Source organism: Arthrobacter sp. B10-11 (assembly GCF_033142195.1).
GTDB classification, from domain to species: Bacteria; Actinomycetota; Actinomycetes; order Actinomycetales; family Micrococcaceae; genus Arthrobacter; species Arthrobacter oryzae_C.
In genome coordinates, this window is sequence record NZ_JAWMTH010000001.1 from 239,183 (window position 1) to 260,012 (window position 20,830).

The 20,830-nt window shown below is 66.9% G+C and carries 17 protein-coding genes and 2 tRNA genes; 4 read left to right on the forward strand and 15 right to left on the reverse strand.

What is annotated here, in order from left to right; all coding sequences use genetic code 11:
- Positions 1-17: 17 nt before the first annotated feature.
- The 3 genes from RW112_RS01205 to thiL are packed head-to-tail and all read right to left on the reverse strand — an operon-like array spanning position 18 to position 4,261.
- On the reverse strand, positions 18-2,231 hold the full coding sequence (locus RW112_RS01205; protein ID WP_317780068.1) for an ATP-dependent DNA helicase RecG: 2,214 nt from the start codon (positions 2,229-2,231) through the stop codon (positions 18-20).
- Positions 2,221-3,213: a DAK2 domain-containing protein gene (locus RW112_RS01210; protein WP_317780803.1), complete on the reverse strand. Its 993-nt coding sequence runs from the start codon at positions 3,211-3,213 to the stop codon at positions 2,221-2,223. Before RW112_RS01210 ends, RW112_RS01205 begins: the two co-directional genes overlap by 11 nt.
- A 22-nt stretch (positions 3,214-3,235) precedes the next feature.
- Positions 3,236-4,261, reverse strand: coding sequence for a thiamine-phosphate kinase (thiL, locus tag RW112_RS01215; protein WP_317780069.1), 1,026 nt, complete (start codon positions 4,259-4,261; stop codon positions 3,236-3,238).
- 51 nt (positions 4,262-4,312) lie between these two features.
- On the opposite strand from thiL, the gene RW112_RS01220 reads away from it, so the two are divergent.
- Positions 4,313-4,819 carry a DUF3515 domain-containing protein gene (locus RW112_RS01220; RefSeq protein WP_317780070.1) on the forward strand — a complete coding sequence of 169 codons (507 nt, stop codon included), beginning with the start codon at positions 4,313-4,315 and terminating at the stop codon, positions 4,817-4,819.
- A gap of 124 nt (positions 4,820-4,943) precedes the next feature.
- On the opposite strand, the gene RW112_RS01225 is transcribed toward RW112_RS01220, so the two are convergent.
- The 6 genes from RW112_RS01225 to leuC all read right to left on the reverse strand — a co-directional run bounded on the left by RW112_RS01225 (position 4,944) and on the right by leuC (position 11,480).
- Complete coding sequence (locus tag RW112_RS01225) at positions 4,944-6,092, reverse strand: D-alanine--D-alanine ligase family protein (protein ID WP_317780071.1); 1,149 nt, start codon at positions 6,090-6,092, stop codon at positions 4,944-4,946.
- A gap of 2 nt (positions 6,093-6,094) precedes the next feature.
- The gene (locus RW112_RS01230) at positions 6,095-7,147 is read right to left on the reverse strand and encodes an NAD(P)H-dependent glycerol-3-phosphate dehydrogenase (protein ID WP_305941394.1); all 1,053 of its coding nucleotides are present in this window, start codon (positions 7,145-7,147) and stop codon (positions 6,095-6,097) included.
- Positions 7,144-7,890 (reverse strand): lysophospholipid acyltransferase family protein, encoded by a 747-nt coding sequence (locus RW112_RS01235; RefSeq protein ID WP_317780072.1) that lies wholly within the window; start codon positions 7,888-7,890, stop codon positions 7,144-7,146. Before RW112_RS01235 ends, RW112_RS01230 begins: the two co-directional genes overlap by 4 nt.
- 10 nt (positions 7,891-7,900) lie before the next feature.
- Positions 7,901-9,226 (reverse strand): UDP-N-acetylglucosamine 1-carboxyvinyltransferase, encoded by a 1,326-nt coding sequence (murA, locus tag RW112_RS01240; protein WP_028271630.1) that lies wholly within the window; start codon positions 9,224-9,226, stop codon positions 7,901-7,903.
- 187 nt (positions 9,227-9,413) lie between these two features.
- The gene (leuD, locus tag RW112_RS01245) at positions 9,414-10,016 is read right to left on the reverse strand and encodes a 3-isopropylmalate dehydratase small subunit (protein WP_317780073.1); all 603 of its coding nucleotides are present in this window, start codon (positions 10,014-10,016) and stop codon (positions 9,414-9,416) included.
- Positions 10,017-10,025: 9 nt separating this feature from the next.
- Positions 10,026-11,480, reverse strand: coding sequence for a 3-isopropylmalate dehydratase large subunit (gene leuC / locus RW112_RS01250; protein WP_317780074.1), 1,455 nt, complete (start codon positions 11,478-11,480; stop codon positions 10,026-10,028).
- A gap of 112 nt (positions 11,481-11,592) precedes the next feature.
- Here leuC and RW112_RS01255 point away from each other — a divergent pair, with 112 nt between their 5' ends.
- Entirely contained in the window at positions 11,593-12,312 is a 720-nt protein-coding gene (locus tag RW112_RS01255; RefSeq protein ID WP_011692361.1) for an IclR family transcriptional regulator, read from the forward strand.
- Between the two features lie 78 nt (positions 12,313-12,390).
- Positions 12,391-12,936, forward strand: coding sequence for a DUF1697 domain-containing protein (locus RW112_RS01260; protein WP_317780075.1), 546 nt, complete (start codon positions 12,391-12,393; stop codon positions 12,934-12,936).
- Here RW112_RS01260 and RW112_RS01265 read toward each other — a convergent pair.
- The 4 genes from RW112_RS01265 to RW112_RS01280 form a co-directional block, all read right to left on the reverse strand.
- Positions 12,933-14,552 (reverse strand): GTPase, encoded by a 1,620-nt coding sequence (locus RW112_RS01265; protein ID WP_317780076.1) that lies wholly within the window; start codon positions 14,550-14,552, stop codon positions 12,933-12,935. The genes RW112_RS01260 and RW112_RS01265 overlap by 4 nt on opposite strands.
- On the reverse strand, positions 14,549-16,330 hold the full coding sequence (locus RW112_RS01270) for a dynamin family protein (protein WP_317780077.1): 1,782 nt from the start codon (positions 16,328-16,330) through the stop codon (positions 14,549-14,551). The genes RW112_RS01265 and RW112_RS01270 overlap by 4 nt, the downstream gene beginning before the upstream one ends.
- A gap of 177 nt (positions 16,331-16,507) precedes the next feature.
- Positions 16,508-16,583: transfer RNA gene (locus tag RW112_RS01275), tRNA-Glu, on the reverse strand.
- Positions 16,584-16,711: 128 nt separating this feature from the next.
- Positions 16,712-16,783, reverse strand: a tRNA-Gln gene (locus RW112_RS01280).
- A gap of 345 nt (positions 16,784-17,128) precedes the next feature.
- Between RW112_RS01280 and RW112_RS01285 the strand changes: the two genes are divergently transcribed.
- A complete protein-coding gene (locus RW112_RS01285) occupies positions 17,129-18,532 on the forward strand; it encodes a hypothetical protein (protein ID WP_317780078.1) in 1,404 nt (467 codons plus the stop codon).
- A gap of 18 nt (positions 18,533-18,550) precedes the next feature.
- On the opposite strand, the gene RW112_RS01290 is transcribed toward RW112_RS01285, so the two are convergent.
- A complete protein-coding gene (locus tag RW112_RS01290; RefSeq protein WP_317780079.1) occupies positions 18,551-19,288 on the reverse strand; it encodes an HAD family hydrolase in 738 nt (245 codons plus the stop codon).
- Entirely contained in the window at positions 19,288-20,802 is a 1,515-nt protein-coding gene (gene gltX, locus RW112_RS01295) for a glutamate--tRNA ligase (RefSeq protein WP_317780080.1), read from the reverse strand. The genes RW112_RS01290 and gltX overlap by 1 nt, the downstream gene beginning before the upstream one ends.
- Positions 20,803-20,830: the final 28 nt, after the last annotated feature.

Here is a 20,830-nt window from a genome sequence, read left to right on the forward strand (position 1 = left end):
CAGCCCTGCGCCAACTACTAGCCACGCTCAAGGAATGCCTCCTTTTCGGGGTTCAAATACTCTTCAATTGCTTCCGCGAGCGCGGAGTGCTCCGCCAGGTCCGGATCCCGGGCCACAATCTGCTGGGCATCCTGGCGGGCCTTCGCAATGACGGCTTCATGTTCCAGGACGCGCAACAGCTTCAGCGCTGACCGCCCGCCGGACTGCGAGGCACCGAGGATGTCGCCCTCGCGCCGCAGTTTCAGGTCCTCCTGCGACAGCTCGAAGCCGTCGGTGGTGGCCGCCACGGCGTCGAGCCGGCGCCGGCTGGGGTGGCCGGGTTCCAGGGTGGTCACCAGGAGGCAGGTGCCGGGCAGCCCGCCCCGGCCCACCCGTCCGCGAAGCTGGTGAAGCTGGGATATTCCGAACCTGTCGGCGTCGAGGATGACCATCAGCGTGGCGTTGTGGACATCGACGCCCACCTCGATCACGGTGGTGGACACCAGCAGCTTCGTCTCATTCGCCGTAAACGATGCCATGGTTGCGGACTTCAGGACGGGATCCTGCCTGCCATGCAGCGGTGCCAGGGCAACGCCGGCCAGGGCCGGTTCGTCCTGGAGATGTTCGACGACGGCTGTGACGGACGCCAGCTCCCGGGCCGGTCCGTCGCCTTCCAGGTCCGCGGCTGACGGCTCCGCTTCCCCGGGGCTGAAGTCGCCGTCGTCGTCCTCTCCGATTTTGGGGCACACCACGTAAACCTGGTGGCCGGCATCGATCTCTTCCCGGGACCTGGACCAGATGCGGCCTGCCCAGCCCGGATTTTCGGCGAGTCCCACCACGTGGGTGGAGATCGGGGCCCGGCCGGCGGGGAGTTCGTCCAGCACCGATGTTTCGAGGTCGCCGAACACAGTCATGGCCACCGTCCGCGGAATGGGCGTGGCAGTCATGACCAGCAGGTGCGGCGGTTTGCTGGCCTTCGCCCGGAGTGCGTCGCGCTGCTCCACTCCGAAGCGGTGCTGTTCATCAACAACGATCAGCCCGAGGTCGTAAAAGGACACATTGTCGCTTAGCAGCGCGTGCGTGCCGATCACGATCCCGGCGGTGCCTGACGCCGCGTCCAGCATGGCCTGCCTGCGGGCAGCGGTGGGCATGGAACCGGTGAGCAGCGTGACCTGGACGGCGTCGGGACCTGATCCGCCCAGGAGTCCGTCGCGCGACAGCGGACCGAGCGTCCGGCGGATGGATTCGTAGTGCTGCGCAGCCAGAACCTCCGTGGGAGCCAGCAGGGCGGCCTGTCCGCCGGCGTCAACCACCTGAAGCATGGCGCGCAGGGCAACGATGGTTTTGCCGGACCCCACCTCGCCCTGGAGGAGCCGGTTCATGGGGCTGTCCTGTGAAAGTTCCTCCGCGAGGGTCTTTCCGACGGCGCCCTGCCCGGCGGTGAGGGTAAAGGGCAGCTGGCGGTCGAACGCCGTCAGCAGTCCGCCGGTGACCGGCCGGCGGGCAGTGGCTTCCTCGGCCGCCAGCTGGGCCCGGCGCCGCGCGAGCGCAGACTGCAGGACGAGGGCCTCCTGGTACCTGAAGCGGTCCCGGGCCCGCTGCCAGTCGCCGGGCACCTGCGGGGCGTGGATGAGGCGGTAGGCCTCGGCGGCCGGCAGGAACTTCTCCCGCGCCGAGACCTCGGCCGGCAGGGGGTCGTCCAGTTGTTCGAGGTCAACGGTGTCCAGCAGGGTGGAGATGACTTTCTGGATGGACCAGCTGGTGAGCTTGGCCGTGGCCGGGTAGACCGGGATGGGCATGGCGGCCAGCTGCTCCGGATCCATCCCCGGAATGTCCGGGTCCTCGTCCAGAAGCTGGAAATCAGGATTGGTGAGGCTCAGGCTGCCGGCGTACCGCGTGACCTTGCCTGAGAAAATGGCCCGGCGCCCCGGGAGCAGCTCCGCCTTGGCACGGAATCCGTTGAAAAAGCTGACTTTCAGGGTGCCGGCGTCGTCGGTGATGACGACGTCGGTCAGGGTGCCGCGGCGCGCACGCATGGCCCGGGTGCTGCTGGACACGACACGCGCAATCAGGGTGACGTCCTCATCCAGCGGAACCTCGCTGATGGGCGTCAGCTCACCGCGGTTGAGGTACCGGCGCGGAAAGTAGTTGAGGAGGCCGCCGACGGTGGTGATGCCCAGGTGTTTTTCAATGACGGCCGCGGACCTTTTGCCGATGCGGCGTTCCAGGCCCAGATCCAGCTCAGCGTTCATGTCCGCCGGGGTCCCGGGGCAGGGCAAGCTGGCTGACCGAAATTTCGGTGGGCTCTCCGAGGGAACCGATCAATTCGACGGCCGGTTCAGGTGCCGGGACATGGACGTGCACGCGCCAGCGGTACTTTCCGTCGGCGTCCGTTGCACCACCCACCTGGCTCATGATCACCGAATCGCCCATCTCGTCCAGCCGCTGGCGCAGCGTGGCCGCATCCAGGGGCGAGAGGCTGATGGTGCACATGACCTCCACGCCGTCGTCGTCGGGCATGTCCGTGTGGATGTGGGGATCCTGGACGTCGTAGCCGTGCAGGCCGTCCAGCATCTCGCTTTGAAGTTCTTCGCCGAGCACCGCAGAACGCAGGCAGTCCAGGATGAGGAGCATCCCCACCCCGCCGGCATCAACGACGTGGGCCTCGTGCAGGGCTGCCAGTTGGTCCTCCGTCCGGACCACGGCGTCGAGGGCAGCCTCGACCGCTGCATCCAGGGCAAGCCCCAACACATGGTTGCTGTCGTCGCCGTTCTGGTCTGCGTCCACTCCTGCAGCGGCCCGCGCTGCCGCCTCCATGACCGAGAGCATGGTCCCCGGAACGGGATCGCTCAGGGCGGACCAGGCCCGGATCTGGGCACGGTTGAGGGCTGCCGCCAGCAATGGTGAGCTGAGGCGGGTGTGCCCGGCCAAGGGCTCCGCGGCGGCGCACAGGAACACTGAGAACAACGTTCCCGAGTTGCCGCGGGCCTGCTCCATTGCGGCCTGCCCGGCCAGGGCGAGCACGGCGCCGACGTCCTGCTGGCCGGGCATCCCCCCGGACTGCCGCGCGGAGGCGGCGTCGGATGGACTATTGAGGGCCTGTGCCGCGGCGCGGACCGTCAGGTAGAGGTTGGTGCCGGTATCGCCGTCAGCCACCGGAAAAATGTTGATGGCGTTGAGGCGGTCGCTGTGGTTCCCGAGCGCTGTTTCGGCCTTGCCCAACCACCGCTTCATCGCTTGCGCGTTGGCGGCAATCTTAGTCTGCAAAGTGATCCCATCCCACAGTGTCCGCGGGCCGGCCCGCTATCTTCACGCCCGTGCCTTCCGTTGCTGCAGGGGCTTCTACTGAGCCTATCGCAGCGAAACCCCGGGGCAGCTGAACGTCCGCCGGGAATGTGGCCAGGAGTCCATGGTCTTCCCCGCCGCCGAGCACCCAGTCCATGGGGTCCCCGCCCACTGCGTCGGCGGCCGCGGCCAGCGGCTCTGTGAGTTGCTTCAACGCAGCGGGATCGAGGTCCAGGACGACGCCGCTGGCGGCGGCCAGGCGCCCGCCGTCTCGGACCAGTCCATCCGATATGTCCAGCATCGACGAGGCCCCGGCGGCGAGTGCTGCCGGCCCGGCAGCCAGCGGCGGCAGCGGCCTGCATTGCCTGTCCATGATGGTTCGCAGCTCCGGCGTCAACAGTTCAACGCCGACCTCGGACTCAAGCAGGGCAAGACCTGCTGCGGCGAGCCCCGCCGTCCCGGCCAGGGCAACGGTGTGTCCAGGGCGGGCACCCGAGCGCAGCACGGGCTCCCGGCCGTCCAAGGTGCCCAGAATGGCCACCGTCACGGCCAATTCGCGGCCCCGGCCCAGGTCCCCGCCGGCCACGGAACACCCGGCGGCGCCAAGGTCGCGGATGGCATGCGAGAGTCCGTCCGCGAAATCCTCCACCCAGGAAACCGGCGTGTCCGGCGGCAGGGTCAGGCTCACCACCATGGAGGTGGACCGCGCACCCATGGCGTTGATGTCGCTGAGGTTCTGCGCCGCGGCCTTCCAGCCGACGTCGAATCCTGTGGTCCGGTATCCGTTGCGCCACAGCAGCCGGAAGTCCTGGTCCACCACCTGGGTGTCAATGCTGATCAGCGTCCGGCCGTCCGGGGCTGCCACGATGGCGGCGTCGTCCCCGGGCCCAAGCAGAAGCGCCGCACCCTCCGCGGGTCCGTTGTTCAGGCGGGGGAAAATCCTGGCCAGGAGTTGGGATTCGGAAAGTCCGGCGACGGTGAGGTGAGATTCAGGCACACCACTACGCTACAGTCCGGGACAGACATCCAGCCGGGATAGGCTTAAACAATGCACCAGCTCCGCACTCCGCTTTCCCTCCGTTCGCTTCTCCTGCCGGCAGCGGCGGCGGCGGTAGCGGTGCTGGCCCTCAGCGGATGCGCCCCGGTGGTGGATGTGGCACCGGCCAAGGATGCGGCCAACCCTGCCTGCGCCCCCATGATGGTGGCCCTTCCGGACACCATGGGTGATGCGGGGCTGCGGAAGACCAACAGCCAGGCAACCGCTGCCTGGGGCGATCCGTCCAAGGTGATCCTGCGCTGCGGCGTCAATGTTCCCGGTCCCACCACCGACCGTTGCGTGAGCGTCAACGGCATCGACTGGGTCATCAAGGAAGGCGACCCGGTATGGACGCTGACCACCTTCGGCCGCGAACCGGCCACTGAGATCCTGATGGACCCGGACCAGATCAGTTCCGCCACCGTTCTGGCTGAACTCTCGGCGGCGGCCGGGAAGATCAAGGCCACCAGGAACTGCGTGGGCCAGGAAGAGCTGCAGAACCTGCCCACCGGGCAATAGCCAGTAACACGACGGCGGCGGCTGGCCGCGACGCCGGCCGCTAGCGGTGGCCGCCGGCCGCGACGGCGGCCGCTAGCGGCGGCCGGCCGCGACGGCGGCTAGCGGCGGCGGGCCGCGACGGCGGCTAGCGGAGCCCGGTCTTCCGGTTCAGCGCCAGGTAGATCAGTTCATCGATGAGTTCCGCGTAGCCCAGCCCGGAGGCGGCCCACATCTGCGGGTACATGCTTTTCGGCGTGAAGCCGGGCATGGTGTTGATCTCGTTGATGATCAGTTCGCCGTCCGGAGTGTAGAAGAAGTCCACCCGGCTCAGGCCCTCGGCCCCGACAGCGTCGAACGCGGCGGCGGCCAGCTCCCGGACCCGGGCAATTGCCTCATCGGGGATGTCGGCCGGGCAGCTCAGCGAGGCGGCGTCGTCCTCCACGTACTTTGCATTGAAGTCATAGAACTCGTGCTCCCCCGGCGCCACCGCGATCTCTCCCGGCATGGAGGTCCGCGGCGGCTCCGTGCCGCGGCCTTCGAGCACGGCGCACTCAATTTCGCGGCCGACTATTCCGGCTTCGATCACCAGTTTGAGATCATGCTCGCGGGCGGCTTCAATGGCCGGGTCCAGGCCTTCCAGTGAGTCCACCTTGGAGATGCCCATGGAGGATCCGGCCCGGGCGGGCTTGACGAAGACGGGATACCCCAGCAGGTCAACCCGTTTGCGGACCGATTCAGGGTCCGTGACCCACTGGCGGTCCGTCACTGCGATGTAGGGCCCCACCTGCAGGCCGGCGGCTTCGAAGACGACCTTCATGTAATGCTTGTCCATACCCACGGCGGAGGCCAGGACACCGGCGCCGACGTAGCGGGTGTCCGACAGTTCAAGCAAACCCTGGATGGTGCCGTCCTCCCCGAACGGGCCGTGGAGCAGCGGGAAGACAACGTCCACGGTGCCGAGTTCCTGCGGAACCTCGTTCGGTGAAGCCACGATCAGCTGGTGTTCTCCGCCGATTTCGGCGAGCGTTACCGTACGGTCCGACGGCGCCACCTCAGGAAGCGAGGAGGCCGAAAGTGACCATTGCCGGGTGTCCCCCGACGCCAGCACCCACTGGCCGGTCCTGGCGATACCGATGGGGATCACGTCGTACTTGTCGTAGTCGATCGCGCCGAGGACGCCCGCGGCCGTCACGCAGCTGACGGCATGTTCGCTGGAACGGCCCCCGAACAATACGGCGACGCGGGGTTTGGCGTGGCCGGACCCGGCGACTTTGTTCACTTGTTCTTCCAACACAGTCAGTAATCGCCTTCGGATTTCAGGTCCCGGGCCAGCAGCAGCGGTCCCAGTTCGTCAACGGACAATTTTCCGGCCAGCACCGCGACCACCGCCGCCGTGATAGGCATTTCGACGCCTAGCTTTCCGGCGAGTTCATGCACGGCCTGGCCGGATTTGATACCTTCGGCCGTCTGGGTCATTTCCGCGGTCACCTGTTCCAGGGTCAGCCCCTTGCCGAGCAGGCGTCCGGCGGTGTGGTTCCGGGACAGCGGCGAGGAGCAGGTGGCCACGAGGTCCCCCAGGCCGGCCAGTCCGGCCATAGTCTGCGCTTCCCCGCCGAGGGCCAGGGCGAGCCTGGATGTTTCCGCGAGGCCCCGGGTAATGACAGAAGCCTTCGTGTTGTCGCCCATGCTCTTGCCTTCGCAGATACCCACAGCGAGGGCGATGATGTTCTTCACGATGCCGCCGATTTCCACGCCGACGACGTCAGTGGTGGTGTACGGGCGGAAATACGGTGCAGTGCAGGTGCGGGCGATCCATGCCGACACTTCAGCGTCCGAACAGGCCACCACCGACGCGGTGGGTTCCTCACGGGCAATTTCCATGGCAAGGTTCGGTCCGGACACCACGGCAATCCGGTCCGCTTTGATGCCCAGTTCCTCGCAGATGACTTCGCTCATGCGGGCATCCGAACTAAGTTCCAGGCCCTTCATGAGGGAGACCACAAAGGCGTCCGGCGATATCAGGGGCCGCCACTCCCGCAGCTGCAGCCGCAGGGACTGCGCCGGAACTGCCAGCACCACCAGCTCGGCCCCCGCGAGCACTTCCGCCACGTCAGTGGAAGCCGTGATGCTGTGGGGCAGGTCGATGTCCTTGAGGTACTGCGGGTTCCTGTGGGCGGTGTTGATCTGCTCGACAACCTCACTGCGCCGTCCCCAGAGCCGGATGCTCCGCTGGACACCGGATGCCGTGGCCGCGTCCGCGAGGATCTTGGCAAAGGTGGTGCCCCAGGAGCCGGCGCCGAGGACGGCGACGGACGTCGCTGAGCCCGCTGCGGTCTGTTCAGGGGTCATGTGCCGGGCCGATCGATGTTGCGTCCGTGTGTGCTCTGGTTGTGGGCGGCCGGGTCCCACCGCTCCGCGGGAGGTTGTTCCGAACGCAGGGTGGCCAGCAGCACGGTGATGGCATCCATGATGACGGCGGTGGCAGCCGTCAGCGTGGCCTTGTCCAGCGGCCGGCCTTCAAAAGCACTGAGGTCCACGGGATCGCCCACCAGGACCCTGGAAGTCCTTCGGGGCAAAATATGGAAGCGCTCCGCATAGCGCGGGAAAACATGGTGGGCTCCCCAGTGGGCCATGGGGACAACCGGGATGCCGCTTTCCAGGGCCATCCTGGCAGCGCCCGTGTGCCCCTTCATGGGCCACAGCCCGGGGTCCCGGGTCAGCGTGCCCTCAGGGTAGATGATGATGGCACCGCCTTCGTCCACCACTTCCCTGGCGACGTTCAGCGAACGGTTGGCACCCGCCGTCGAGCGTTCCACCGGAATCTGCTTGGTAGCGCGCAGCACGAAGCCGAGGACCGGAACTTTGAAGAGTCCGCCCTTGGCAAGGAAATGCGGCATCCGCTTCTGGTTGTACAGCATGTGCCCGATGACCAGCGGGTCGATCTCCGTGCAGTGGTTGGGGGCGGCGATGAAGCCGCCCGCCGGAAGCTTTTCCAGACCTTCCCACTTCTTGTTCATGAGCACGTTCATCACGGGCCTGACGATCCCGGCGACGATGACAAAGGTGATGCGGCTCTTGGCCGTTTCCTTCACTGGAACCCCGTTACTTGGCTGAGGTGATGTCGAAATCGGCGCCCAGGCCGGCGAGCTTCTCGGTGAAGCGCTCATAGCCGCGGTTGATGATGTCGATTCCGGTCACCCGGGACGTGCCGGTGGCGGCAAGTGCGGCTATGAGGTGGCTGAAACCGCCCCGGAGGTCCGGAACGTCGATGTCAGTGCCTTTGAGCTGCGTGGGCCCGGAGATGACGGCCGAGTGCAGGAAGTTGCGCTGTCCGAAGCGGCACGGCACGCTGCCGAGGCATTCCCGGTGCACCTGGATGTTGGCGCCCATCCGGATGAGCGCGTCCGTGAAGCCGAAACGGTTCTCGTAGACGGTCTCGTGGACGATGGACACACCCTCGGCCTGGGTCAGGGCCACGACAAGGGGTTGCTGCCAGTCCGTCATGAACCCCGGGTGCACGTCGGTTTCCAGGACGAGCGGGTTCAGTTTGCCGCCGCGGTGGTAGAAACGGATGCCGTCCTCACCGATGTCCATTCCGCCGCCCACTTTGCGGTAGGTGTTCAGGAAGGTCATCATGTCGCGCTGGGAAGCGCCCTCGACGAAGATGTCTCCCCGGGTCACGAGCGCGGCGGATGCCCAGGAGGCGGATTCGTTGCGGTCCGAGAGGGCACGGTGGTTGTAGCCGCCGAGGTCCTTCACGCCTTCAATCCGGATGGTGCGGTCCGTCTGGACGCTGATGATCGCGCCCATCTTCTGCAGCACGGCAATGAGGTCGATGATTTCCGGTTCCGTGGCGGCACCGGAAAGCTCCGTAATGCCTTCGGCGCGTGTGGCGCTGAGGAGTACCTGCTCGGTGGCTCCCACTGACGGGTACGGCAGGGAGATCTTCGCGCCCTGGAGTCCCTTGGGCGCGGAAATGTGGATGCCGCCCGGACGCTTCTCGACGACGGCCCCGAACTGGCGAAGGACGTTCAAGTGGTAGTCGATGGGGCGGTCACCGATCTTGCAGCCGCCCAGGTCGGGAATGAACGCCTCGCCGATGGCGTGGATCAGGGGCCCGCACAGCAGGATGGGAATCCTGGAGTCGCCGGCGTGGGCGTCGATCGCGGTGCTGGATGCGGTCTTGGCGCCCTTCGGATCCAGGGTCAGGTCCCCCGTAACCGGGTCCTTTTCGACGGTGACGCCGTGGAGCTGGAGCAGGCTGGTGACAACCTCGACGTCCTTGATTTCAGGGACGTTGCGCAGCACGGACGGCTCATTGCCCAGCAGGGCGGCCACCATGGCCTTGGGGACAAGGTTCTTGGCCCCGCGAACGGTGACACGTCCAGTCAGCGGGACGCCTCCGCGGATTGTCAAAACACTACTCATATACCGGTTTCCTCACGACTTCTCGCCCCCAAATCCTTACAAAGGCTCCAGCTAAGCATAGGAGCTTGCGTTACCGATCTGAAATACGGCACGCCTGTCGAAGGGGCCGGCACGACCCGGACCGGGCCCACGGCGGGCCAGGAACGGCGCTGCGCGGACCCGGATTGCGGCGGCGGGCGCGTCCTGCCTAGGACAGCCGTGCAGGCAGCGTCTTCGGCTTGAAGGCGGGCCTGGTGGCCTCGTAGGCCGTGATGTCTTCCTCGTGCTGGAGCGTCAGCCCGATGTCGTCCAGGCCTTCCAGGAGGCGCCACCGTGTGTAATCGTCGATCTCGAACGGCGCCACCACGTTGCCGCACGTCACGGTCTTCGAGACGAGGTCCACGGTCACTTCGGTGCCGGGCGCGTTCTCCAGGACCTTCCAGATGAGTTCAATGTCATCCTGGGCCACTTCAGCGGCCAGGAGGCCCTGCTTGCCGGAGTTGCCGCGGAAGATATCGGCGAACCGGGAGGACAGGACGGTCTTGAAGCCGTAATCCTTCAGGGCCCACACAGCGTGCTCCCGGGACGACCCGGTGCCGAAGTCCGGCCCGGCCACGAGGACGGAGCCGGCGTTGAACGGTTCCTGGTTCAGGATGAACGCCGGGTCCTTGCGCCATGCCGCGAACAGTGCGTCTTCGAAGCCTGTGCGGGTGATGCGCTTGAGGTAGACGGCGGGGATGATCTGGTCGGTGTCCACGTTGCTTTGGCGCAGCGGTACGCCGATCCCGGTGTGGGTGCTGAACTTTTCCATGGCGGACTCCTAGGCTGCGTCGATGCGGATGGCGGCGGTTTCGGGAGCCGGATCAAGGTCCGACGGCGAACTGAGCGTCCCGCGGACGGCCGTGGCTGCTGCCACCACCGGCGAGACGAGGTGCGTGCGGCCGCCCTTGCCCTGGCGCCCCTCGAAGTTGCGGTTGGATGTGGAGGCACAGCGTTCGCCCGGCTCCAGCTGGTCCGGGTTCATGCCCAGGCACATGGAGCAGCCGGCAAAACGCCATTCGGCGCCGAAGTCCTTGAAGACCTTGTCCAGGCCCTCGGCTTCCGCTTCGAGCCGGACGCGGGCCGAGCCCGGAACCACGAGCATGCGGATGTTCGGGTCCTTGGTGCGTCCGCGGATGATGTCCGCCGCAGCACGCAGGTCCTCCATCCGCGAGTTGGTGCAGGAGCCCAGGAAGACAGTGTCCACCCGGATGTCCTTCATCGGGGTGCCGGCTTCCAGGCCCATGTACTGCAGCGCCCGTTCCGCCGCGGCCTTGGCGTTTTCATCGCCGAAGTCCTCGGGTGAGGGCACCTTGGCGGACAGGGACACGCCCTGGCCGGGGTTGGTCCCCCAGGTCACGAACGGCTCCAGCGTATCGGCGTCGAGGTCCACCTCGACGTCGAATGTCGCGTCGTCCTCGGAGCGCAGTGTGTTCCAGTATTCGACGGCGGCGTCCCACTCGGCGCCCTGCGGTGCGTGCGGACGTCCGAACATGTAGTCGTAGGTGGTCTGGTCCGGCGCCACCAGGCCGGCGCGGGCCCCGGCCTCAATGGACATGTTGCAGATGGTCATCCGGGCTTCCATGGACAGCGCGCGGATCGCGGAGCCGCGGTACTCAAGGACGTAGCCCTGCCCGCCGCCGGTGCCGATCTTTGCGATGACCGCGAGGATGATGTCCTTCGCCGACACGCCGGGACGCAGCGTCCCCTCGACATTGATCGCCATGGTCTTGAACGGCTTCAGGGACAGCGTCTGGGTGGCCATGACATGCTCCACCTCGGACGTGCCGATTCCCATGGCCAGTGCGCCGAAGGCTCCGTGCGTGGAGGTGTGCGAGTCGCCGCACACCACCGTCATGCCGGGCTGGGTGAGCCCGAGCTGCGGGCCCACCACGTGGACGATTCCCTGCTCTGCGTCGCCCAGGGAATGCAGGCGGACGCCGAATTCCGCACAGTTGTTGCGGAGGGTCTGGATCTGGGTCCGGCTGGTGAGATCGGCGATAGGCTTGTCGATGTCCAGCGTGGGGGTGTTGTGGTCCTCGGTGGCGATGGTGAGGTCCGGGCGGCGCAGCGGGCGGCCTGCCAGGCGGAGACCTTCGAAGGCCTGCGGTGACGTGACTTCGTGCACCAGGTGAAGGTCGATGTAGAGGAGGTCCGGCTGGGCGTTGGCACCTTCGCCGTCGCCTTTGCGCACCACGTGCGCGTCCCAGACCTTCTCGGCCAATGTCTTTGCCATGGCCATCTCCCTTCACTGCTGTTGGCTGTTTACATCCACTGAACCAGCACGCCCGCGTAATACGCCAGCCAAATGATTTGCATCTCAGATATTGAGACGGCAATATCATTACATGGACAATTCTAGTGGCGTCGGCGTCATCGATAAAGCGGCCCATGTGCTTGACGCACTCGAGGCCGGGCCCACCACCCTGGCGCAGCTGGTGGCGGCCACCGGACTGGCGCGGCCGACTGTGCACAGGCTTGCCCTGGCCCTGGTTCACCACCGGCTTGTCAGCCGCGACATCCAGGGCCGCTTCGTGCTGGGCAGCCGCTTGGTGGAGCTCGCCTCCGCCGCCGGCGAGGACAGGCTGATCGCCTCCGCGGGACCGGTCCTGATGCAGCTGCGCGACGCAACCGGGGAGAGCGCCCAGATCTTCCGGCGGCAGGGTGACTGGCGCGTATGCGTTGCGTCGGCCGAACGCCCCATCGGGCTCCGCGACACCATCCCCGTTGGTACGCAGCTTTCCATGAAGGCCGGCTCCGCCGCCCAGGTGCTGCTGGCCTGGGAGGACCACGACCGGCTGCTCGAAGGACTGCAGGCGGCGCGCTTCACGCCCACCGTCCTGGCAGGAGTACGACGCCGGGGCTGGGGCCAGAGCCTCGGCGAACGCGAGCCGGGGGTCGCCTCCGTTTCGGCCCCTGTGCGGGGCCCGTCCGGCCGGGTTATTGCCGCTGTTTCCATTTCAGGTCCGATAGAGCGGCTGACCCGCCAGCCGGGCCGGCTGCATGCCGAAGTCGTCTGCAATGCCGCCCGGGTGCTGACTGAAGCGCTCCGCAAGAACAACGACTAATTCTCCCCGCCGGCCGGGACCCCTCTCCGGCGGCCGTGTTCGGCGGCCTGTACCGGCGGCGGGCACTAGGCTGTGCCCATGAAGAGCTATGCGGTGTTCCTGCGCGGCATCAACGTGGGCGGAATCAACATCAAGATGGCGGACCTCAAGACCGCCTTGGCGGCACACGGCTTTGAAGGCGTAAAGACGCTCCTTGCCAGCGGCAACGTCGTAGTGTCCAGCAGCCTCGGAGCGGCCGCCGTCAAGAAGGACGTCGAAGCATGCCTGCGGGAGGCCTTTGGCTACGACGCCTGGGTGGTGGTGCTGACCGCTGCCAGGGTGGCCGCGTTGATCGAGGCCTGCCCGTACCCGGCCGAGGACAAGACGACCCACACCTACGTCACCCTCAGTTCGGACACTTCAGTGCTGGACGAGCTGTTCGAGGCCGGTTCCCGGCTGGACGGAACGCAGCAGCAGCGGCTGGGTCCGGAGGCCATGGCCTGGCTGGCACCGGCCGGCGGCACGCTTGACAGCCCGTTCAGCAAGCTGTCGGCAAAGGCCCGCTACAAATCCACCACCACCACGCGCAACCTCCGCACCATGATCAAGGTGCGCGACGCCGCGGCATCACTGGAAAACGGCTAGTCGCGGCGGGCGGATTTCAAGGCCGCATTAAAGGACTTCAGCCTGCTGACTTCCACTTCCACCGGCTCAACCACCAGCCGGTCCGCCACTGCAGCCACGGCGGCCCTCAGCTTCTTTCCTGCTGCGGCGGCCCGCAGCCGCGCGGCTGCAGCGGCGAGGAATTTCCCGGCCACGGCCAGCACCATGCCAAGCAACACTCCCCCGGCGATCATCAGGGTGGGTACGGGCCAACCCTCCACCCGGGGCACCTCCGGAACCGGCAGCTGAAGATACCCAAGGCCGGCGAGGACCCCGAGCCAGCCCAGGCCGCCCAGCGCCGTCACGAGTGCCAGCCACTGGATAACGTTGAACACTCCCCACCACCACGACCTCCGTCCGGCAAGCAGCTCGGTCCCGGCGATGGCCTGGTCCAGTGCGTCCGGCAACTGGTCCCGGCCTTCGCGCGCCGCACCGCGGATGGCCGCGCGCCATGGCCCCGGAGCTCCGGCACTTGCTGCATCCGCGAATTCCCGCACGGCGGCGTCCGTCCTGGCGCGTTCCGGAGCCCCCGCCGGCGGCAGCGACGTCCTGTTGACTTCGGATTTTGCGCCCTCGCGGCGCAGGTTCAGCCGCCGCAGCGGGTCCGGACGGAAGCGGACCAGCCAGCGGGTCAGGGGCCATCCGGTGCGCCGGGTGGCTTCATGCCGGTAGGACCGGGACACGGCGTCCACCACCACCGGGACGTTGGCGGCAACCGCAAGTTCGTCCGCCAGCTGGGAGCGGGTGCCTGCCCTGACTCCTGCTGCCTCCCCTGTGCCGGATGCCTCGGCGAGTTCCGCCGAGGCTTTGGAAACATCCGCGGCCAGCCGCTGGGACAGCGCCTGGCGCTGCACCACCACGTGGCGGATGGCCGCCCGGACTCTGTCCACGCCGGCCCCGGTCAAGGCAGAGGCGCCGAGGACCTGGACCTTGCCCAGGCCGTCCCGGGCGAGGATGGCTTTCAGGGATTCCAGCACCGGCGCGACGTCCGGTTCCGGAAGACGGTCGATCTGGTTGAGGACCACGAGCGTGACAGCCCCATGCGTAGCAAGCGGCGCAAGAAAGTCGTTGTGCACCGCCGCGTCGGCATATTTCTGCGGGTCCAGCACCCAGACCAGGACGTCGACCAGCCCGACCATCCGCTGGACAATCTCGCGGTTGGCCGCCTTCGTTGAGTCAAAGTCGGGCAGGTCCAGCAGGATCAATCCGGTGGCATCATCGGCGAATCCCGGCACGGCCGCGGAGCCGTGACGCTTGCTGACCCCAAGCCAGTCCAGCAGCGGTTCACTGCCCTCCGCGCCCCAGACACCCGCCAACGGTTCCGACGTCGTGGGACGGCGGGCCGCCGCCGTCGCGATTTCGGCGCCGCTGACGGCATTGAAAAGCGAGGACTTGCCGCTGCCCGTCGCCCCGAAAAACCCCACCACGGTGTGGTCCGAAGAGAGCGAACGGCGGGAGCTGGCGCGCTCAAGGACCGCGAGCACTTGGTCCAGCGCGTCGTCGGGCAGCACGCCCCCCGCGAGCTCCCGCGCCTCATTGAGGGCTTCCAGTCGGGCGCCAAGCCGCGACGCTTCACGGGTCCCGCTGTGCCGGCTCATGCCGACTCCGCCAGACGCAGAAGCGCTCGGGCGTGACCCGAGAGGGCCTCGGGCGTCACCCGTGCATCGAAGTCAAGTAGGTCAAGGAAACGCTGCTGTTCGGCCTCCAGCAGCTTGTGGCACCGCGTGTTCAGGTCCTCGCGGGCGGTTTGCGCAAGCCGCCGCACCGCGTCCTCGCCGAAGACGGCCTCCAGGAGCCTTTGGCCGACGACGGCGGTACCGCCCGCCACGCCGATCTCCAGTCCGGTGAGCCCGGCAGTCATCGAGAAAACCACAATCATGAGGGCGGCCCCGAGCCCGTTGACCCCGAAGGACAGCCACCGGGCCTGCGTGCGCTTGCCCTGGCCCTCAGTGCGGATGAGCTCCAACAGGGCGCCCTGCCAGGCGCGGATCTCTGCCGCCACCCGGTCCGGGAAACCTGCGCTGGTGCCTGAAAGGTCGTCCGTGCCCAACAGCTGCCGGCCGGCAGGGTCCGAGCGCCAGCGCCGGTCTGTATCCTCAGCCGCGTTGGCGGCTTCGTCCATGATCACCGCCTGCAGCCCCGTTTCAATGGCTGTTTCCACCTTGACCGCCGGAGCCGGCTCCCCGCGGAAAAACGCACCCATCCGGTCCCGCATACGCCCGATGTTCTGCTCCAGGACGCGGAAGAACTCCCCGGTACCTACGAAGTCCTGCCACCGCGCAAGCACTTCGCCGCGCAACAGTGCCCCGTCCCGCGTAGCGTCCAGAATCCGGGCGGCGGCGTCCCGGTAGGCCGCACGGGCATCCCCGGCCAGGACGTCACGCGATTGCTGCTGCTCCAGGGAAGCCTGAGCGAGGGCGGCCACGCGGCCGCCCAAGGCCCGCACAGTGCCGTTCAGTGTCCGTCGGGCAATGTCGGCCCTCCCTGCGGCGTCGGCCGCCAGCTCGCGCACCCAGCGCCCGAGGGGCTCCACAGCCCCGGAGGGCAGCATGCCAAGGCCGTCCAGGGTGACCTCCGGAATAATGAACAGGCGTGCTCCGCCGAGGCCCTCCTGCTGGAGCATCGTCCGGAGGTCCGCGCTGACCTCCGCTTCGGCGGCCGGCGGCACCCGGTCCAGGACCACCGCCACCATGATGTCCCTGGACGCCGCGTCAAGGAGCAGCTTCCACGGCACGGCGTCGGCATAGCGGTTGGCCGTTGTCACGAAGACCCAGAGGTCGGCTGCGGCGAGTAATTGACCCGCGAGCCTCCTGTTGTCATCCGAGACGGAGTCCACGTCAGGAGCGTCCAAAAGAGCGATTCCTTGCGGCACCGCCGGGTGCCCCACAAGCACCAGGGAGGAAATCGACGCGGCGTCCGGTGCGGCTCCGGCCCGGTTTGCAGGCAACGGCGTGTCCACCACCGTGCCCCTGATGCGGCTCAGGTTCGGCAGGACGCGCTGGTCTTCGAACCAGCCGGAGTCCGCCGGGTTGTGAAGCAGGATCGGCTGCCGGGTGGTGGGCCGGATCGCTCCCGCCCTGGTGACCGGGTGGCCCACAAGGGCGTTGACCAGGGTTGATTTTCCGGCACCGGTTGATCCGCCGACCACTGCCAGCAGCGGAGCATCCAGGCTGCGGAAGCGCGGAAGGATGTAGTCGTCAAGCTGCGCAAGCGCATTCCTGACATCGAGGCGGGCCGCGTCCGCGCCGGGCAGTGCGAGCGGAAGAACCGCCGCACCAAGGTCGCGGCGGACAGCTTCGAGCAGTTCCACGGCCGCGGCCGCCCGCACATTCTGCGCGGCAGTGCCCGGGGGTGAACTCTCAGATGGGGACGTCACAGCTTCATCATGCCAGTTCGGCTCGGGTCCGGCTCAGGCATCGCCCCGGGAAATCCCCGCCAGGCGGTCATATCCCCCTCGCGGCTCCAGGGGAAAAGACCATTGGGCGGGGAATTTGCGCGGAAAGTATCCGGGCATATAAAAACGGTCCCGGGCTGTTGCCCGGGACCGTTTCAGTGGTGACCCCAGCGGGATTCGAACCCGCGTTACCGCCGTGAGAGGGCAGCGTACTAGGCCGCTATACGATGGGGCCGCGTACTTTCCAGATGGTATTTCGACCATCAAGCTCAGTGATTGTTTCATACACAGAGCCAGTGTTTCAAATCGGACAAGCCGCCTGAAACTCCCGATCCGCCGCATCGAAATGCGGTTTTCTCAGAGCTGGGATACCAGGACTCGAACCTAGAATGACGGTACCAGAAACCGTAGTGTTGCCAATTACACCATATCCCAAAGTAACTTTCGGGCTGGAGATTCAGGCCTAAACCTTTGCTCCCAGCGCCTCAGCACGAGTAATTACTTTACCCGAGAGTTTTGGCTGGCACAAATCGGGGCCCGCGGCCCCCCTTCGCGCACGGCCGACGGCCTGCGCCAGGCCTCCGCCGCCGTCGACATACGTGAAAACCCTTGCAATCCCGGGCCCAATAAGTTTACGCTCGGTAAGTTACCGTCGAGTAACCACATCCCCCGAACGCCCATGACCGGCAGCTCCACGCTCAAGTCCGGATGTTAGCTGCATCACGGCAGGAGCATCGGGGCCCGCCCGCGTTCACCAGGACCCGTCGAGAGGAACCACCCGTGCCACAGAGTCGTGCCACTGCTCCCCTAAAAGCCCGAACCCGCGGCCAGCAGATCGCCATTGCCGTCCTCGCCCTGCTGTTGATCGCCTTGCTGGGTTTCTACACGCTGGTCACCGGCCGCATCACGGACGGCTCGGCCCGGCTCAAGGACGGAGCTGGACAGGCGTCCGCCGGGGCAGACCAGCTCAAGGACGGCACCGGGAAGCTGTCCACAGGCGCCACCCTGGCAGACGCCGGGGCAGGCAGGCTCTCCGACGGGGCGCGGAAGATACATGCCGGTATCGCCAACAAGCTCGCTCCCGGCGCAGACAAACTGCAGGCCGGCGCGGACAAACTCGCGGCGGGCGCGGCGAAAATTGAGGCGGACGTCGCCAACAAGCTCGCCCCCGGGGTATATGAAGTCGACGAGGGCGCCAGCAAACTGGCTGCCGGTGCGGTGCAGCTCTCCGCGGCACTGACTCCCTCGGAGACCGGCAACGCGGAGAACAACCTGGCCGACGGCGCCGCACAGCTCAGCGGCGGGGCCTCGCGGCTGGAGGCCGGCGCCGGCCAGCTTGCGGCCGGAACAACCCGGCTCAAGGGCTACCGCGGACCCAACGGCAGCCCGGAGTCGGGCACAGGCACTGCAGCGTTGGCGCAAGCCCTGGATCTGCTGCAGGCTGCCGCCGATGACCCCGTCCAGGGGCTCGCGCCGCTCGCGGTCGTCAGGGACAAAATTGCAAAAATTGCGGCGGGGGCCCACAAGCTCGACGACGGCGCAGCCCAGCTCCAGTCCGGTGCCACCCGGCTCCATGCAGGCACCGGGGAACTGCAGGCCGGGGCGGGCAGGCTGACCGCCGGCTTCACCACCCTGGGCGGGAAACTCAACAGCCAGGATCCGGCAAATCCCGGGGTTGTCCTCGGCACCAGGCTGCTTGCCGACGGCACCGCCAAAATCAGGGTCGGGATGGACGGCGTACCCGGGAACCCGGACCGACCGGGCCTGCTGCGGGCCACCGCGGGCATGGCTGAGGGCTCCGCCCGGGTTGCCACCGGAACCGCCGCATTAAACTCCGGCATCAAGGGCGATCCGGCCGATCCCGCGAACCCCGGGCTGCTGAGCGGTTCCGAGGCCCTGGCCGCCGGAGCCTCGGAACTCTCGGCGGGGAACACCAAGCTGGCTTCCGGTTCCGAGGCCTTGGCCGCCGGGGCGGCCAGGCTTGCGGAAGGCAACGCAAAAATTGCTGCCGGAACAGAAACCCTGCACTCCAGTGCATCCGCGGTGTCGCCGTCGAACGTCATTGAACAGCCCGACGCCGGAACCGCGGTCGGTCTGGTCGGAGCACTGAGTCTGGGCTCAGTGGGCGCCTTTGTGGCGCTGCGCCACCGGCGGAAAGCTGCTGTGCCACAGGCGGAAGGTTAATCACACCGCCCGGCGCTGCTACCCCAGCAACTCGGCGAGCGATCCAACCTGGTGACCTGAAAAGGCGGATTCGGTTTCGCCGCTCCGGTTCAGCCACACACCCAGCAGACCCGCCGCCGTCGAACCTTCCGCGTCCAGCAGGCGGTTGTCGCCCACATAGAGTGTCTCCGCGGCGCTGCTGCCGAGGAGGCGGACGCCCTCGAGGTAGATGGCCGGGTCCGGCTTGGGCACGCCCACCGTATCCGTCCCCACCAGCACCGTGATCCGTTGCAGGCCGGCAGTATCCAGCTTCACCCGCTGGTAGTCGTGCACGTTGTTGCTCACCGCACCGTACGGGATTCCGGCGTCGTCAAGGGCGTCGAGGACCGGTGCTACGTCATCGAAGGCACGGACATAGCCGTGTTGCAGGGCCGCGTAGGAAGTAACCCAGGCATGGGATTCCTCCCCCTCTTCCAGTTCCACTCCGAAGTGCCCCAGGGCTGCCCGGCCGCGGAGGAGGCGCTGCTCGTTGAAGGTCAGCTCACCGGCCAGGTAGCGGTCGTAGAAGTGCGTGGTCTCGTGCGTAAAGATCCGCCCGAATTTCTCCCACCCGGCCTGGTCCAGGCCGGGCAGGAGATGTTCACTGACATCACGCAGCGCCGTGGTCATGGCGTATTCGAGGTCAACCAGGGTGTCATCAATATCGAACAGGACACCCCGGACCACGCCGAAGCCCGTGTGCAGGACACGGCCGCCGTCGCCGCGCATGGCCGTCATCAGCCGCGGAAAGCGTGCAGGCGGGCCAGTGAGGATGCCTTGCCCAGGATGACCATGGATTCAAACAGCGGCGGGGAAATCCGGCGTCCGGAAATGGCTGTCCGGACGGGACCGAAGGCCAGTCTCGGCTTGATGCCAAGACCCTCCACAAGTGCCTGCTTCAGGGCGGCCTGGATGTTCTCGGCAGTCCAGTCGGCGACGGCGCCCAGGGCTGCGATCGCGGCGTCAAGCACCTCGGTGAGGTTTTCCGGAAGTCCTTTGCGGGCGTCATCCGCGACGTCGATGGCGTCGTCGTTCTTGAACAGGAAGGAAATCATCTCCGGTGCCTCGCCCAGCAAAGCGATGCGCTCCTGGATCAGCGGTGCCGCCTCAGCGAGGATCTCTTCTTCGCGCGCGGTCACGGTGTCCCCCACCAGGTTGGCTGCGCGGAGGTACGGGACGAGGCGGCCCCTGAAGTCATCCGCTTCCAGCATCCGGATATGGGTGCCGTTGATCGCTTCGGCCTTCTTGATGTCGAAGCGTGCCGGGTTGGCCAGGACGTCGTGGACGTCGAAGTGCTCGATGAGCTGCTCCACCGTGAAAATGTCTTCGTCAGCGGACAGGCTCCAGCCCAGCAGGGAAAGGTAGTTGAGCAGGCCCTCCGGAATAAATCCGCGGTCCCGGAGGAGGAACAGGTTGGACTGCGGATCACGCTTGGACAGCTTCTTGTTGCCCTCCCCCATGACGTAGGGAAGGTGGCCGAACACCGGCATGTAGCTTGCGACGCCGATCTCCATCAGGGCGCGGATCAGCACCACCTGGCGGGGGGTGGAGGAGAGCAGGTCCTCACCGCGCAGGACGTGGGTGATCCCCATGAGGGCGTCGTCCACGGGGTTCACCAGGGTGTACAGCGGCGAGCCGTCCGCGCGGACAATCACGTAGTCCGGGATGCTTCCGGCCTTGAAAGTGATTTCGCCGCGGACCATGTCGGTGAAGGTGACGTCCTCATCGGGCATCCGCACACGGAGCACCGGTTCGCGGCCTTCCGCCTTGAACGCGGCAACCTGCTCGGCACTCAGGTTGCGGTCAAAGTTGTCGTAGCCCAGCTTCGGGTCGCGGCCGGCAGCCCGGTGGCGTGCTTCCACTTCCTCCGGCGATGAGTAGCACTCGTAGGCGTAGCCGGCTTCCAGCAGTTTGGCCACTACGTCCTTGTAGAGGTCGAGGCGCTGTGACTGGCGGTACGGTTCGTGCGGTCCGCCCGTTTCCACGCCTTCTTCCCACGAAATGCCCAGCCACTTCAGGGCCTCAAGCAGCTGCTCGTAGCTCTCTTCCGAGTCCCGGGCCGCGTCCGTGTCCTCAATGCGGAAGACAAACGTGCCCTGGGTGTGCCGGGCGTAGGCCCAGTTGAACAGCGCCGTGCGGATCAGGCCCACGTGCGGGGTGCCGGTGGGTGACGGGCAGAACCGCACCCGGACCGGGGTTTCGGTGGTGGCGGCAGGACTGGAGACGGCGTGGGACACAGAAGGAGTAGTCATAGTGACTCCAACTTTACCGCCTGCCCGG

Excerpts from the sequence above, each read along its gene's own strand:
- RW112_RS01265 (WP_317780076.1), bottom strand. The coding sequence starts at position 14,552 with ATGAGCCGGCACAGCGGGACCCGTGAAGCGTCGCGGCTTGGCGCCCGA.
- gltX (WP_317780080.1), bottom strand. The coding sequence starts at position 20,802 with ATGACTACTCCTTCTGTGTCCCACGCCGTCTCCAGTCCTGCCGCCACC.
- RW112_RS01260 (WP_317780075.1), top strand. The coding sequence starts at position 12,391 with ATGAAGAGCTATGCGGTGTTCCTGCGCGGCATCAACGTGGGCGGAATC.
- RW112_RS01220 (WP_317780070.1), top strand. The coding sequence starts at position 4,313 with ATGCACCAGCTCCGCACTCCGCTTTCCCTCCGTTCGCTTCTCCTGCCG.
- murA (WP_028271630.1), bottom strand. The coding sequence starts at position 9,226 with ATGAGTAGTGTTTTGACAATCCGCGGAGGCGTCCCGCTGACTGGACGT.
- RW112_RS01230 (WP_305941394.1), bottom strand. The coding sequence starts at position 7,147 with ATGACCCCTGAACAGACCGCAGCGGGCTCAGCGACGTCCGTCGCCGTC.
- leuC (WP_317780074.1), bottom strand. The coding sequence starts at position 11,480 with ATGGCAAAGACATTGGCCGAGAAGGTCTGGGACGCGCACGTGGTGCGC.
- RW112_RS01290 (WP_317780079.1), bottom strand. The coding sequence starts at position 19,288 with ATGACGGCCATGCGCGGCGACGGCGGCCGTGTCCTGCACACGGGCTTC.
- leuD (WP_317780073.1), bottom strand. The coding sequence starts at position 10,016 with ATGGAAAAGTTCAGCACCCACACCGGGATCGGCGTACCGCTGCGCCAA.
- RW112_RS01255 (WP_011692361.1), top strand. The coding sequence starts at position 11,593 with ATGGACAATTCTAGTGGCGTCGGCGTCATCGATAAAGCGGCCCATGTG.
- RW112_RS01210 (WP_317780803.1), bottom strand. The coding sequence starts at position 3,213 with ATGAAGCGGTGGTTGGGCAAGGCCGAAACAGCGCTCGGGAACCACAGC.
- RW112_RS01205 (WP_317780068.1), bottom strand. The coding sequence starts at position 2,231 with ATGAACGCTGAGCTGGATCTGGGCCTGGAACGCCGCATCGGCAAAAGG.